The organism is Enterococcus villorum, assembly GCF_007990225.1.
Lineage (GTDB): Bacteria > Bacillota > Bacilli > Lactobacillales > Enterococcaceae > Enterococcus_B > Enterococcus_B villorum.
This window is the reverse complement of the sequence record NZ_BJWF01000006.1, coordinates 72,626-87,770: the sequence shown is the minus strand read 5'-3', so window position 1 is coordinate 87,770 and position 15,145 is coordinate 72,626. Positions and strand designations below refer to the sequence as shown.

Annotated in this window: 11 protein-coding genes; all 11 read right to left on the bottom strand. The window is 37.5% G+C overall.

All coding sequences use genetic code 11. The annotated features are described in order from the left end of the window. Positions 1-778: 778 nt before the first annotated feature. Positions 779-2,275, bottom strand: a complete 1,497-nt coding sequence (gene lysS / locus EVI01_RS04360; RefSeq protein WP_010750192.1) for a lysine--tRNA ligase — start codon at positions 2,273-2,275, stop codon at positions 779-781. A 118-nt stretch (positions 2,276-2,393) separates the two neighbouring features. Continuing rightward, positions 2,394-3,389, bottom strand: coding sequence for a tRNA dihydrouridine synthase DusB (gene dusB / locus EVI01_RS04355; RefSeq protein ID WP_010750191.1), 996 nt, complete (start codon positions 3,387-3,389; stop codon positions 2,394-2,396). Continuing rightward, on the bottom strand, positions 3,390-4,277 hold the full coding sequence (gene hslO / locus EVI01_RS04350; protein WP_010750190.1) for an Hsp33 family molecular chaperone HslO: 888 nt from the start codon (positions 4,275-4,277) through the stop codon (positions 3,390-3,392). 168 nt (positions 4,278-4,445) lie between these two features. Continuing rightward, positions 4,446-6,533 (bottom strand): ATP-dependent zinc metalloprotease FtsH, encoded by a 2,088-nt coding sequence (gene ftsH / locus EVI01_RS04345; RefSeq protein WP_010750189.1) that lies wholly within the window; start codon positions 6,531-6,533, stop codon positions 4,446-4,448. Between the two features lie 89 nt (positions 6,534-6,622). After that, positions 6,623-7,168 (bottom strand): hypoxanthine phosphoribosyltransferase, encoded by a 546-nt coding sequence (hpt, locus tag EVI01_RS04340; RefSeq protein ID WP_010750188.1) that lies wholly within the window; start codon positions 7,166-7,168, stop codon positions 6,623-6,625. Next, positions 7,168-8,604 (bottom strand): tRNA lysidine(34) synthetase TilS, encoded by a 1,437-nt coding sequence (gene tilS, locus EVI01_RS04335; protein ID WP_010750187.1) that lies wholly within the window; start codon positions 8,602-8,604, stop codon positions 7,168-7,170. Before tilS ends, hpt begins: the two co-directional genes overlap by 1 nt. 111 nt (positions 8,605-8,715) lie before the next feature. Beyond that, positions 8,716-9,198, bottom strand: a complete 483-nt coding sequence (locus EVI01_RS04330) for a S1 domain-containing RNA-binding protein (RefSeq protein WP_010750186.1) — start codon at positions 9,196-9,198, stop codon at positions 8,716-8,718. A 44-nt stretch (positions 9,199-9,242) separates the two neighbouring features. Beyond that, on the bottom strand, positions 9,243-9,656 hold the full coding sequence (locus EVI01_RS04325; protein ID WP_010750185.1) for an FtsB family cell division protein: 414 nt from the start codon (positions 9,654-9,656) through the stop codon (positions 9,243-9,245). Positions 9,657-9,719: 63 nt separating this feature from the next. After that, positions 9,720-9,995: an RNA-binding S4 domain-containing protein gene (locus tag EVI01_RS04320; RefSeq protein ID WP_010750184.1), complete on the bottom strand. Its 276-nt coding sequence runs from the start codon at positions 9,993-9,995 to the stop codon at positions 9,720-9,722. Positions 9,996-10,004: 9 nt separating this feature from the next. Continuing rightward, complete coding sequence (locus EVI01_RS04315; RefSeq protein WP_010750183.1) at positions 10,005-11,606, bottom strand: putative polysaccharide biosynthesis protein; 1,602 nt, start codon at positions 11,604-11,606, stop codon at positions 10,005-10,007. 15 nt (positions 11,607-11,621) lie between these two features. Next, positions 11,622-15,143: a transcription-repair coupling factor gene (gene mfd / locus EVI01_RS04310; protein ID WP_010750182.1), complete on the bottom strand. Its 3,522-nt coding sequence runs from the start codon at positions 15,141-15,143 to the stop codon at positions 11,622-11,624. Positions 15,144-15,145: the final 2 nt, after the last annotated feature.

Below are 15,145 nucleotides of genomic sequence, written 5' to 3'. Positions count from 1 at the left end.
GTTTCAGCAACTCATTTACCATAACTTATCGTTTGTTATTTGTCAAGAACTTTTTTGAAGTTTTTCTTGATGAAACCAAGCTTCTTCATCGGTTCTTTTTTAACGACTTCGTTATCTTATCATGTGATCTCTCACACGTCAAGAACTTTTTAAAGTTATTATTTAATTTGTTCAGAAATTATGATTCATAACTTTTGAACAAATAATAATATACCAACTAAAACTTTATCGGTCAACGAATTTTTCGTATTTTTCCAAGTTTTTTTCAATCAACGATCAATCTCTCTATTCTTAAAATAATCATTCGTATTTTACGCATCATTGTTAGTCATTTCTATTTATAAAAATACAATCATTCGTCATCAATTTATCATTTATATTCAAACACTAGTGGACTATCGTTATCTTGACATTCTAACATACTCAAAATTGATCATTTTTATGATGGTCAACCACTTTTTAGGTAACATCTTTTGGGACAAAGTCCCTCCTAAAAACATAGAATGCCATAAATGTATTTAAACGATAATTTTTTTCACTTCACGTTGAAATGTTCTAACTCTATTAAGGATGATGAAAAAGTAAAGAGCATGAGAAAAAAGTAAAGAATACTTTCTCCTCACGCTCTAAAATGTATAAATTTCAATCAAAGTATTGCTTCTGCGAAATTTATGCTCAAAAATCCAAAAATATGAAAAGCTATTTTAGAAGACTATCTTTTAATTGCGCAGAGTAAAATACTTCTGTCGTTGCCATTTTTCGGCAATTAATGAATGGATTAGCGCATTGTTGGGAATAACAAAACATCTCGGATCGATTGCGCATCTGTTAGTAACATAACTAAACGGTCAATCCCGATACCTAATCCGCCAGTTGGTGGCATACCATATTCTAAAGCTTCTAAGAAATCTTCATCCACACCATGAGCTTCGTCATTTCCTAACTCACGTTCTTTTTCTTGTGCTTCAAACCGTTCTCTTTGATCAATAGGGTCATTTAATTCCGTAAAGGCATTTGCAAATTCTCTACCAACGATAAATAATTCAAAACGATCTGTGAAACGAGGATCTTCTGGGTTCTTTTTCGCTAGTGGAGATACTTCTACTGGATGTCCGTAAACAAAAGTAGGTTGTGTCAAAGTTTCTTCTACAAATGTTTCAAAAAATTCATTGACTACGTGTCCGACACCCATCGCTTCTGTTACCTCTACGTTGTGTTCATTAGCAATTGCTAAAGCTTCTTCTAATGTCATTTCTTTCCAGAAATCTACACCAGTTTGTTCTTTAATCGCATCAACCATATGAATTCGTTTAAAATCACTTTCTAAATCAACCGCTTGTCCATCATAAGTGATTTTCGCTGTTCCAAGCACTTTCTGGGCAGCGTTACGAATAATTCCTTCTGTTAGATTCATAACGTCTTGGAAATCAGTGTACGCTGTATAAGCTTCTAACATCGTAAACTCTGGATTATGAGTTGTGTCGATACCTTCATTACGAAAAACGCGTCCAATTTCGTAAACTTTTTCCATTCCCCCGACAACTAGACGTTTTAAGTGAAGTTCTAATGCAATACGTAAATATAGATCAATATCAAGTGCATTATGATGCGTAATAAATGGACGGGCAGCAGCGCCACCTGCTTCATTGTGTAGGACAGGTGTTTCTACTTCAATATACCCGTTTCCATCTAAGTAACGACGAATTTCACTAATAATTTGGCTACGTTTCATAAAACGGTCGAAACTTTCACGGTTACTGATCAAATCAAGGTAACGTTGACGGTAACGTTGTTCAATATTTGTTAATCCGTGGTATTTATCTGGTAACGGACGTAAAGCTTTTGATAAAATTGTGATTTCTGATGCTTTGACTGAAACTTCTCCAGTATCAGTTTTCATAATTTCACCTGTTACGCCAAAGAAGTCCCCTAAATCAGCATGTTTAAACACCTCATAGGCTTCATCTCCTACTTGGTCTTTGCGTACATAAATTTGGATTTGTCCTTCACGATCTTGTAAATGAGCAAAACCTGCTTTTCCTTTTCCTCGACGTGTAACCATACGCCCTGCAATACTCGCAGTTAATCCCATTTCTGCTAATTCTTCTTTTGTTCTTGGATCAAATAATTTATGCAACTCTTCTGAATTGTGCGTACGCTCAAATCGCTTACCAAAAGGATCGATCCCATTTTCTCTTAATTGTTCCATTTTTTGACGACGAACAAGCATTTGATCATTTAAATCTTCTACTTGATGTTGTTGTTCCTGTGTCACAAAAGTTCCTCCATTCTCATGTTATTCTCTTTCCTATAATGCCAATGAAACACAAAAAAAGCAAGCCGAACTTAAAGTTCGACTTGAAAACTCACAAAAAATTTAGAATCTCACTGTATCATTTTACAGATATTTTTTCTGTTTTCTCTAAAAACTGATCCAACAGCTTATTGATTTCTGCTTGTTTTTCTGCTTGATTAATGGCAACTTTTACTTTTGCTGCCCGAGAAACTCCCTTTAAATAATACGCAGCATGCGTTCGAAATTCTCGGCAAGCAATCCCCTCGCCTTTTAGATCAACTAAGCGATTTAAATGAAGTTTGGCTGTAGCTATTTTTTCTCTTGGCGTAGGTTCTGGTATCAGTTCTCCAGTTTCAAGATAATGCTGTGTCCGATGGATCATCCAAGGGTTCCCTAAAGCAGCTCGTCCAATCATGACCCCATCTGCGCCAACGTATTCTAACATTCTTTTTGCATCTTCAGGTGTTTTTACATCCCCATTCCCCATAAACGGAATTTTAAGATGACTTTTCACTTCTTTTAATACTTCCCAGTTCGCTTGGCCTTCATACATTTGCACTCTCGTACGACCATGCATAGCAATGGCACTGGCACCTGCAGCTTCAGCGGCCAATGCATTTTGTACAGCAAAAATATGTTGTTCATCCCAACCAATTCTCATTTTTACGGTTACTGGGATATCTACTGCTGAAGAAACTGCTTGAACCATTTCATAGACTTTATCAGGATCTAATAACCATTTGGCACCTGCTTCTGCTTTAATGACCTTATTCACTGGACACCCCATATTGATATCAATAATATCAGCTGCGGTATTTTCTTGAACAAACTGTGCTGCCTCAACGAGAGTATCTTTGTTCCCACCAAAAATTTGTAAACTTAATGGGTGTTCAGTTTCTTCTATATGAAGCATCTCTAACGTTTTTTTGTTTCGAAAATGAATGCCTTGGTCACTGATCATTTCACAAACGACTAATCCAGCACCAAATTCTTTAACAGTTACGCGAAAAGCAGCATTAGTAATTCCTGCCATCGGTGCAACGACTACTCGATTGGGGATCTCCACCTGACCAATTTTCCATGTATGTTCCACTTAACTTCCTCCTAGTGCTTCCGCTTTTAGCTTGTACAAATCTTCTTCGCTATATTCATATTTACTATTGCAAAAAGAACAGACAGCTTCTGCACCATGATCTTCATCAATCATTGCTTGAATCTCTTTTGCCCCTAACGCAATAATCGCTTCACCAAATTTTTCTTTTGAACAATCACATTTAAATTGCACAGACATTTTTTCTAGAATATTTAACTCGTTCGTATCAAGTAATCCTTCTAAAATTTCTTCAGGCGTTAAGCCTTCATCTAATAACGTAGAAATTCTTGGCGTTGTTTTTAACTGTTCTTCAATTTTACTGATCGTTTCTTCATCTGCACCCGGCATAATCTGAATCATAAAACCACCAGCTGTTTTGATGCTATCATCTGTATTAACCAAAACACTTAATCCAACAGCAGAAGGAATTTGTTCGGAGATCGCTAGATAATAAGTAAAATCTTCGGCAATTTCACCAGAAACAATTGGTGTTTGTCCAGAGAATGGTTCCTTTAGGCCCAAATCTTTGGTCACGCTAAACATTCCTTGCGTTCCCACAGCACCACGAACATCAATTTTTCCAACCTCATTTAAAGGCAGGCTTAGATGTGGATTTTGGATATACCCTTTGACCTCCCCTTTTCCGTTGGCATCCACGACAATCCCATTTGCTGGCCCATTCCCTTGGATTCGGACGGTTAACTTATCTTCTCCTTTTAAGGTTGCGCCCAATAAAAGCCCCCCCACTAATGTACGACCTAACGCAGCAGAGGACGTGTGCCAAGTATCATGTCGTTCTTGAGCTTCTGCGACAGTGTTTGTTGCCTGAACAGCGTATGCGCGTACAAACCCATCGTAAGCTAGAGCTTTAATTAAATAATCTTCCATTTATGTACCTCATTTCCCGTTTTTGAACTCATAGTGAATCATACTAGTTACGCTGATAATTTTCAACTTATGAATTTTATCTTTTCGTTTATTTATTGTTTTGATAATAAAATAGACAATAAACGTATAAAAAAGAACCACGACTTTTGTCATGGTTCTTGTCTTCTTCTATTGATCTTTTGAATCATCTTCTGAAGAAGTAGAATGATGATCTTCTTCATTTAATTCTTTTTTCTCTTGTTCAAAATCTTTCTTTTCTTCCGCTTGTTTTTCTGCGTCTTTTTCTTCCAAAGCACGTTTTGCTTCTTCAAAAGTTTGCGCTTCTTTTTCGCTTGGATAATTAGCTGATTCTGAACCTTCTGGCATGACACCTTTTTCAAATAAAGATTTGATTGCTTTAGCATCTAATGTTTCAAACTCTAACAGTTTTTCAGCGATTAATTTATGTTGTTCACGATGCGCTTCGATGATTTCGTGCGCTTTTTGATGTGCTTCCATCAAAATCTTACGAACTTCTTGATCAATCTCAAAAGCGACTTGTTCAGAGTATGATTTTGTTTGACCGTAGTCGCGTCCAACAAACACTTGATGATTTCCTTCATATTGAACTGGTCCTAAGCGATCACTCATTCCATATTCCGTAACCATGCTTCGTGCTAATGCCGTTGCTTGTTCAAAGTCATTTGAAGCCCCTGTAGATTGTACATTGAAGATGATTTCTTCAGCTGTACGTCCACCAAGTAATCCAACGATTTGTTCAAACATATCTTCTTTTGTCATCAAAAATTGATCTTCTTTTGGCAGAGCGATCATATAACCGCCAGCACGTCCGCGTGGGATGATCGTTACTTTATGAACGACACGTGCACGACTTAAGACTAAACCAACAATGGTGTGACCAGCTTCGTGATAAGCCACCATTTCGCGTTCTTTTTTACTGATCACACGATCTTTCTTAGCTGGACCAGCGATTACACGATCTTCTGCTTCATCAATATCAGAAGCATCGATTTTCTTTTTATTACGACGAGCAGCAACTAGCGCTGCTTCGTTTAAAACATTTTCTAAATCTGCACCAGCAAAACCTGGTGTTTGTTGTGCAACAACTTTCAAATCAACATCGTCTGCCATCGGTTTATTTCGAGCATGCACGCGTAAGATCGCTTCACGACCTTTAACATCTGGGCGACCTACTAAAATTTGACGGTCAAAACGTCCTGGACGTAAAAGAGCAGGGTCAAGTACATCAGAACGGTTTGTCGCAGCGATGACTATTACTCCTTCGTTTCCATCAAATCCATCCATTTCAACAAGTAGTTGGTTTAACGTTTGTTCACGTTCATCATGACCACCACCCATGCCTGCGCCACGTTGACGACCTACAGCATCAATTTCATCAATAAAGATAATGGCAGGTGCGTTTTTCTTCGCTGTTTCGAACAAGTCACGAACACGACTTGCCCCAACACCGACAAACATTTCCACAAAGTCAGAACCTGAAATAGAGTAAAACGGTACACCCGCTTCTCCTGCTACAGCTTTTGCAAGTAATGTTTTACCAGTCCCTGGAGGTCCTTCTAAAAGAACTCCCGCTGGTATGCGTGCGCCCAGTTCAACGAACCGTCGTGGATCTCTTAAGAATTCAACTACTTCCACAAGTTCTTGTTTTTCCTCTTCCGCACCAGCTACATCTGAAAAACGGACACGATTTGCTTTTTTGTCTGCTTCTTTGGCTTTTGATTTTCCAAAGTTCATGACACGGCCACCACCGCCGCCGCCACCGCCTTGTTGTCCCATCATCATGTAGAAGAAGAAAATGATGATAATGATCGGCAAGAAGCTTAACAATAAGGATACCCATACACCACTACTTGATTCTTCTTTGACTGTCGTAGCTACATTATGTTCTTTGGCCAAATCAGTTACTTGGCTAAGTGTGGTATCATTTGGCAGAATAATCGTTGTAAAATGGGTTGTTTTTGTATCTGTCGAACCTAAGATAGCAAGTCCACCGCTATTTGCGACTGTTTGCTGTTCTTTGTATTCACCAGTGATTTTATATACACCATTTGCAGGTTGGACTTCAAATTCTTTGATCTTCCCTGCTTGTAATTGTTCTGTAAATTTTGTGTACTCGATATCTGACGATCGTTGGCCGTTGTTACCAAAAATAAAATAGACGACCATTACCATCGCTAAGATTACGAGGACATAATACAAGGCATTTTTCATCATGCCATTGTTCTTTTTGTTCATAGTTGCCCTCCCTATGCGTTATTTTAATTTAGCATTTTTTTATCAATCCTGACCATTCTATTGTAACACAATTCATAGCAGATACAGCATTAATTTGATTGATAAACGCTTGGTTTTAAGACGCCGATATATGGTAAGTTACGATATGCTTCAGCATAGTCTAATCCATAGCCTACGACAAATTCATTTGGCACGTTAAATCCGACGTAGTCCGCTTCGATATCTACTACTCGACCTTCTGGCTTATCAAGCAAAGTCACGATTCTCACTGATTTTGCTTTACGATATTTAAAAAGATCCACTAAGTAAGCAAGTGTTCTTCCACTATCAATAATGTCTTCAACGATCAGTAAATCACGTCCTTCAACATTTGTATCCAAGTCTTTAACGATTTTTACTTCTCCTGATGAAACAGTTGCATTACCGTAACTTGAAACATCCATAAAATCAATTTCTAAGTTTGCGTCAATCGAGCGTATGATGTCCGCCATGAAAGGGACAGCGCCTTTTAAGACACCAACAACGAGTGGATTATTATCCTTATAAGTTTCTGTTAATTCTTTGCCCAGTTCTTCACAACGAACTTGTATTTCCTCTTTTGTAATTAAAACTTTCTCAATATCCTTTGCTAACATCAGGTTCTCCTTCCAATTGCTTCTTCGTGATATTTATAAAGAAGTATGTAGTGTATTTTATCAGTTTCTACACTAATACTCAAATGGGAATAGGTAAATGGGACTAAACTATAAATATTTTTATTTTCATCTCTGACAACCCACGCTTTTTGTCTTTGTGCAGTAGGTATTTTATTATCAATAAAATATCTTGCTATTTTCTTATTTAGTTTTTTAGTTAACGCAATACGCTCACCCGCTTGTTGCTTTCCTACAACTAATTCTTGTTGCGGAGATAACCAAAGCTCATGAGAAAATTCAGACCAGTTGTCTATAGTTCTAGCTTTTTCGATTTTTTCTGGTGTGAATAATCCAATCCATTCAGTTTCATTCAAAACAATTCGTTGGTTCGGTTTTAATGGATAAGTTTCTTCCATTGGTTTTTTCTTTTTGTTCTTATTTTTAATTAAATAAACCTCTTCATAAATGCGTTGTAACACCCATCCACCTTCAAGCATAATTTGCCATTGCCCTTTTGGTTGATAGATTTGTTGCATAATCAAATGAATTTGTTGTTCTTTTATAACAATTTTCGTTTTTGCAACCGTATATTCAAATAGCGCATACAAAAAATAATAGCACTCTTCTCGGGGCATTGTCTCTAACAACTTCCAAGAAAAACGAAACGCATTCTTTTCTTCATGAACATTGGCTACGAGAATTTGCTTCATGTATCTGCTGATGAGTTGATCCGCCCACTGTATTTGTTGAGAAAATTGTTGAAAGTGAGACATTGCTTTTGGGTTTTCTTTTTTTAATTGTGGAATCACTAAGTGCCTGAGACGGTTTCTTTGAATATCAAGTGCTTGGTTTGTGTGATCCTCAAAGTAAACCAGCTGTTGTTCTGCTGCATATTGATATAACTGCTCTTTACTAAACTCTAACAAGGGGCGAATCAATTGACCGCTAGAAAAAGGTTGGTTTTCTTTGATACCAGCATACGTACCCAGTTGACCACCACGTAACACTTTCATTAAAACCGTTTCCATTTGGTCATCTCCATGATGCGCCGTCATCAAACAATGATGATTGGCTAACTTCATATGTTTATCAAACATCTGATAACGAAATTCCCTTGCTGCAGTTTCTATTGCTTTTTTTGCTGGTTTCTCCCATGTTTCTATTATCAAAGGCAGTTGATGAAGATGACAATATTCCTTTAGATAAGCCTTTTCTTGAACTGATTCTTCCCTTAACTGATGATTAATATGGATTACTTCTAAAAAGAAATTCCATTTTTTTTGTGCCTCCACCATTAAATCCAGAAGAACCATGGAATCCACGCCCCCAGAAACAGCGAGTAATACGCTCGCATTTTCACTCAGATATCCTTGTGTTTCCCCTTTTATGAAAAATTTCTGTCTGAGTTTTCTTGTCACTTCCCCCTCTTTGTTCATCCGGTCATCCCCTTTTTATTACTTACATCCATCAAGAGAACTCTTTCAGCTTTAAAAGAAAAAAAGAGCGGACAAAAGTCTGCGACAATTGCCTGCTCTTAAGTTGTGATTTTAGCTACGACGTCCGCCGCGTCCGCCACGTTTACCTTCTGTGTTACGTTTCAAGGAAGTCAATCGATCATCACTATCCTTTAAAAATGAACTCATTAGCGAATCGAAGTCTTCTTTATGATTGTTAGAAGATTGACTGCGAGAAAAAGGTTTTTTCTGTGTTGAACGACCTCGATTATCTCGAGTATCTCTTGGTTGATATTTTTTTGGACGCTTGTCGTCAGTTAACTCTGTTGATTCTGCTGGTTTTTCTTGTGTCTGACGAATAGATAAACCAATTTTACCATCATCGTTGACCGAAATAACTTTAACAGTTACTTCATCACCTACACTTAAAACATCATGAATATCTTTGATATAGCCATTTGATACTTCGCTGATATGAACTAGTCCAGTCTTTCCAGCTCCTAAATCAATAAATGCGCCAAAATTTGTAATCCCTGATACTTTTCCTTGCAGTTTTGCTCCTACCTCGATTGACATAAAAAAAATGTTCCTCCTAATTATTAACCTTTTTATAATACTGCCTAGTTAGCAGTTGTTGAACTAGTTGTCTGATTGGCTTCGTCCGTATTAGATTCTAATACTGGATAAACCTGCTCGCCCTCTTTTGAATAAAAGTATTTGCTTCTCGCAAGTTTAGCTACGTAGTCATCATCTTTTAACATTGTCACTTCTTCTGTAAGCTGATTCACATCAGCATTGACTTGGCTCAATTCCGTATTTGCTTCTACTTTCAATTCATTTAATTGATTCATTCTTTGCATATCACGAAAAATTTGAAAACCTAAAATTGCGAAAATGACCAAAGCGCCTATAAAAATAACTGCTAATCGCCGTCTACGAAAAATCAATTGACGTTGTTGTTGTTGAAATTCGACATATTTTTTCTTTGCATACTCTGTATCTAAAGCAGCAATTTTGTTGCTTTTTTTCGTCACTTCACTTCGCTCCAATCTTTTTTTGATTGTCGTTTTCATTATACCAATATCATTGAGGCTTGTCTAATCTATTTCGTCAGTGATTTGCTTACGTGTTTCAGAGATGATTTCATACATTTTTTGTGCATCTTCTTTTTTAGTTGATTCATGCAATTCGTTGATTTTTACTTCCATCGTTTTATTACCAAATTGAATTTTTAGTTGGTCACCAACTTTTACATCTGTTGATGACTTCGCTAGTTTTCCATTGACTTGAATTCTTCCTTTATCCGCCACTTCTTTGGCTACAGAACGGCGTTTGATAATTCGTGAAATTTTAAGAAATTTATCTAATCGCATCATTATTCCTCACTTTTTATTTTTAATTTGTTTGTTCCATCGTAAGATTTTTTTCCCAAAAGGCAACATCAGCCATTCTCTAATTGTAAATAACTTTGTCCAAATGACAGCATTGATAAAAACGAACACGCCTATCCCTACTCCTGCTAGACTTGCAAAAAATGCAGTCGAGCGATGTGCCACCGGACCGAAAAGAAACGTTAATACTCCATAATATAAAAACAACGATAGGATCATCCAGCCTAAACATTGGGCTAGTTTTTTACCAAAGCTGCGTTCTTTCCAAAACTGATTGATTTCACTTGTTTCTGCATGAACGAAATAGCCGAGGGTAACCGCCAATCCTAATAACGTAGATACACTAGCACCTACTGTACCAAGATACCCTGTCAGTAAAGGAGTGGCTAAAGCTTTAACAAATAATCCCCATCCAGCTGCTTTTAAAGATGGACGAAAAGAATTTTTGCTTTGAGCGATACTCTGATAGGTCTGAATTACTGCTGTTAATGCAATCGAAAAGACAAATAGCACTAATGCAGCATTGCCTGCATAATCTTTAAACAGGGCATAGTTGATATACGGAAGGAGCATGGCTAGTCCTACTGTAGCAGCTAAAGCTAATGTCGTTGTTAAACGTAGGTATATTTTTGCTGTTTTTAAAAATTGACTTTGTACAGCATTCACCAAATAACGAGTTAAAGCGGGTAAAAACGTAGCACTTAATGCCGTTGCAATCACCAAACCCAACTGCACTAAAGGCTGTCCTCGATCATAGACTCCTTTAGCGATTTTGGCGCTGTGTTCAGATAATCCATAAACTTGTAGTGCGTTTTTTACAAAAAACGAATCAATTAGTTGAAAGAAAATCAATAATCCACTATAAATTGATACTAAACCACCCTCAATAAGAAAACGACGAATCAATCGTTTAGACGATCGTTTTAGAATAGAAAAATGGCGAAAACTTAAGGTACCACCATGAATTTTTTGTTCGTAATAGCGCAAAACACCGTATGCACATAATCCCCCGATAACTGCACCACTCATAGCTGCTGTTCCGGTTTGATAAACCGACCAACCAAATAGGCGAAAGGCAAAAGCGCTAAATACAATAATAGAAACTCTCACAAATTGCTCAACAACCTGGGAAACAGCTGTAGGTTCCATCAAAAATCTTCCTTGAAAATTTCCTCGATAAAAAGATAGTCCCGGCATAAGCAAGAAAGTGAAGGAAACAATTTGTATTAACGGTTTCAGTTGCTGGTCGCCCATCATTAGTGCAATCCAGTGGCTGAATAAAAAAACGAACAGCCATAATAGCAACCCCGTCCAAAAGACTAATGGATAAAGCATTTGAAGTGCTTCTTTACGTTTCACAGGGTCTTTTCTTTCAGCCACATATTTTGAAATGAATTGTGGCAAGCCCGATAATGCTAAGGTCATCGCGATCCCATAAATGGGGTATACTTGTTGGTACACATAAAAACCTTCATCACCAACTAAGTTTTGGAGCGGAATTCGATATAGCGCACTCAATACTTTTGCTATAAAAGAAGCAATCGTCAAGATAAATGCTCCATGCATCACTCGACGCATCTCTTTATGATCCAAATTCTTCGCTCCTTCCTAAGCCACTAAATATTTTTGTTCACGTAATGCTTTAACGAATTGTTGTAGTTCTTGCATCCACACAGCATCATCTGTTTGATTAGGGATCGCTAAGCGGATCACCATCTTTTCTTTTTCAACACCCAAGCTAGCTTTTAATTTAGTAGCAGATAAAGCTTCAAATAGTTGCTCAACGGTGTAACGTTTTGTCCCCACTTTACTTAAAGTAAAAGTGATGGTTTGTTGATTCTTGCGAATTGTTTCGATCAATGCGCGGTCGCCATCCATTTTGATTTGTCCAATCGTTAATAGATGGGCAACTTCTTCTGGGTATTCACCGAAACGGTCTAAAAGATCATCTTCTAATTCATCCAACATTTCTTGCGAATCCAGTTCTCGAATACGTTTATAAATTTCAATTTTTTGACGTTGATCAGAAACATATGTCTCTGGTAAATAGGCATCCACGCCAAGATCAATCTCTACTGCTGTTTTTTCGACTTGGTTGTTTTTCCCTTGTTTACGTAAAACTGCATCACTTAACATTTGTGAGTACATATCAAATCCAACTGCATCAATAAATCCATGTTGTTGCGCGCCTAAAAGATTGCCGGCACCTCGGATCGATAAATCACGCATAGCAATTTTAAAACCAGAGCCCAGCTCTGTAAAATCTTTGATTGCCTGGAGTCGTTTTTCACTCACTTCATTTAGTATTTTTTGTGGTTCGTACATAAAATAGGCATACGCTACTCGATTACTCCTACCAACACGTCCGCGGAGTTGATAAAGTGTGGATAACCCCATATAATCTGCATTTTCTACGAATAAAGTATTCGCATTAGGGATATCAACACCTGTTTCTATAATGGTCGTTGTTACTAATACGTCATACTGTCCTTCAATAAAATCAAATAACGTATTTTCCAGTTGTGCTTCTGTCATTTGACCATGGGCATAGCCAATACGCGCTTCTGGAACCAACTCTTGAATTTCTTCTACTTTTTGTTCAATCGTTTCCACTCGATTATAAAGATAAAATACTTGTCCTCCTCTTCCCATTTCGCGATGAATGGCTTCTCGAATCGCACCAGGATTTTTTTCCATCACATAAGTTTGGATTGGGTATCGATTCGCTGGAGGCGTCTCAATAACAGAAAGATCACGTACACCTAGCATTGACATATGAAGCGTGCGCGGAATCGGGGTAGCCGTCAAGGTCAATACATCAACTTGCGCACGTAATTGCTTCAATCGTTCTTTATGTTTTACACCAAAACGTTGTTCTTCGTCAACAATCAATAAGCCTAAATCACTAAATTCAATGTCTTTAGAAAGAATTCGGTGCGTTCCCACTACAATATCGATTTGACCCGTACGCAATTGTTCAATCGTTTCTTTTTGTTGTTTCTTTGTACGGAAACGGCTTAATAGTCCAATATTTACCGGAAATCCTTCAAAACGTTCAAGCATCGTTTCGTAATGTTGTTGCGCAAGGATCGTTGTTGGGACCAAAAAGGCAACTTGTTTGCTTTCCTTTACCGCTTTAAAGGCTGCACGTAAGGCAACTTCTGTTTTACCATAACCTACGTCCCCTACGAGTAATCGATCCATCGGTTTTTCCTTTTCCATGTCCCGTTTGATTTCAGCAGCACTTCTTAACTGGTCATCTGTTTCAGAATAAGGAAAGGCATTTTCAAATTCTTTTTGATACCCATCATCTGGACCAAAAGCATAGCCTCTTTCTGATTCTCTTGCAGCATATAGTTTGATTAGATCATCTGCAATATCTTCAATTTTAGACGAAACTTTCCGCTTGGTTTTCGTCCATTCACTACTACCCAATTTATTAATACGTGGCGCCTTTGATTCAGAGGCAACATATTTTTGAATCAAGTTCAATTGCGTCACAGGAATGAATAATTTATCATCGTTTTGATAAAGAATCGTCATGTAATCTTGATGGACACCGTCCACTTCCAGTGTCTCCATACCGATGTATTTACCAATCCCATGATTGGCGTGAACAACATAATCCCCAGATTTCAACTCATTATAACTTTTCAAGCGTTCTGCATTGGTCACTGTTTGTCTTCGTGTTTGTTTTTTTGTTGTTTTTTGAAAAATCTCTTTTTCGGTGATGGTGACTATTTTTTCTTGAGGAAGTTCAAACCCAGACTGTAGTGCTCCTTCGACTAATTGGACTTGCCCTCTAATCAGTTTGTCTTTTTCTGTTTCCACTACCAATATGTCTTCATCACGCAACATCTGCTCCGCTTTTCTGATCCGTTCTTTCGTAGGAATAAAAATGACGACTGTTTGTTTTTGTTTACGCCAACGATCCATTTCTGTTTTCAGCAATGACATTTGTCCAAAAAATTGTTGCATGGTGCGATATTGAAAATTATAAATGGCTTGAAATCGTAAATTACCCATTCCTTTTTGAAAGAGTGCAAAGAAAGTCGTGACAAATTTTTCTTTTTGAATTAATTTATGCACATCACTCACAAATGTTTGCTCTGAAAAAACACGTAATTCGCTAATTTTTTGTGTCTGCCATTCTGCCGCCTCTCTTTCGATTTCACGATTCGTTTCCATGATCCTTTGATAATCATCGACAATCAATAGACTATTGGTAGAAAAATAATCAAGAATCGTTGTTTCTTCTGAGTAAAGAAAATCTGCATATAGTTTTGCTTCTTCCGTTGGATTTCCTGCTTGCCATTGAGACACCAACTGACCAAAATAATCTTGCAAGAACTGGCGATCTGTTTCTTGAGAAGTTGTCGCTAATTTCTTTTCTAATAATTTTTCTAATTGTCCAATTCCATGAAGCAAATCTTCTTGACCGTAGATTTGTTCACTTGTTGGAGCAATCCATATTTCTTCCATCTTTTCAATGGAGCGCTGTGTTTCTGCTTCAAAATACCTCATGGAATCAATCTCTACATCGAATAATTCGATTCGTACAGGATATTCTAAGTTGATCGGATAAATATCAATAATACTTCCTCTGATACTATACTCACCGGTTTTTGCTACCATTTCAACCCTTTCATACCCTAGTAAAGACAGTAGATGTGGCAGTTTGGCTACATCTATTTCCTGGCCTGTTTGCCAATTCAATTGGGCCTGTTTCCATGTTTTAGGAGTTGGTAAACGTTTATGCAACGCTGCGACTGGCAATAAATAAACGCCCGGTTGTTTTTGTTGTAAAGCATTGAGAGTAGTCACCCGTTCCCTTCTTGCTTCTGGCGAAGAAAAAGCCATTTCTGCAGAAAGTATTTCATCCACTGGAAAAGAATGGATTTGTTCTGCCGGTAAAACGTGTTGTAAATCTTCTGCTAATTGATTAGCATAGTAGAGATTAGGCATCAATATGATTAAGTTCTTTTTGGTTGATTTAAAAGCTCTGGCAAAAAGAAGTGTTTTCGCTGAACCGGCTAATCCGGTGATCAATTGCCTAGGCATCTTTTCTTCTAGATGATCGATCCATTCCTTCACTTGCTGATCTTTACCTATTAATTGAACGATATCCATTG

Coding starts and splice junctions, on each gene's coding strand:
- hslO (WP_010750190.1), bottom strand. CDS start 4,277: ATGGAAGATTATTTAATTAAAGCTCTAGCTTACGATGGGTTTGTACGC.
- ftsH (WP_010750189.1), bottom strand. CDS start 6,533: ATGAACAAAAAGAACAATGGCATGATGAAAAATGCCTTGTATTATGTC.
- hpt (WP_010750188.1), bottom strand. CDS start 7,168: ATGTTAGCAAAGGATATTGAGAAAGTTTTAATTACAAAAGAGGAAATA.
- tilS (WP_010750187.1), bottom strand. CDS start 8,604: ATGAACAAAGAGGGGGAAGTGACAAGAAAACTCAGACAGAAATTTTTC.
- EVI01_RS04330 (WP_010750186.1), bottom strand. CDS start 9,198: ATGTCAATCGAGGTAGGAGCAAAACTGCAAGGAAAAGTATCAGGGATT.
- EVI01_RS04320 (WP_010750184.1), bottom strand. CDS start 9,995: ATGCGATTAGATAAATTTCTTAAAATTTCACGAATTATCAAACGCCGT.
- mfd (WP_010750182.1), bottom strand. CDS start 15,143: ATGGATATCGTTCAATTAATAGGTAAAGATCAGCAAGTGAAGGAATGG.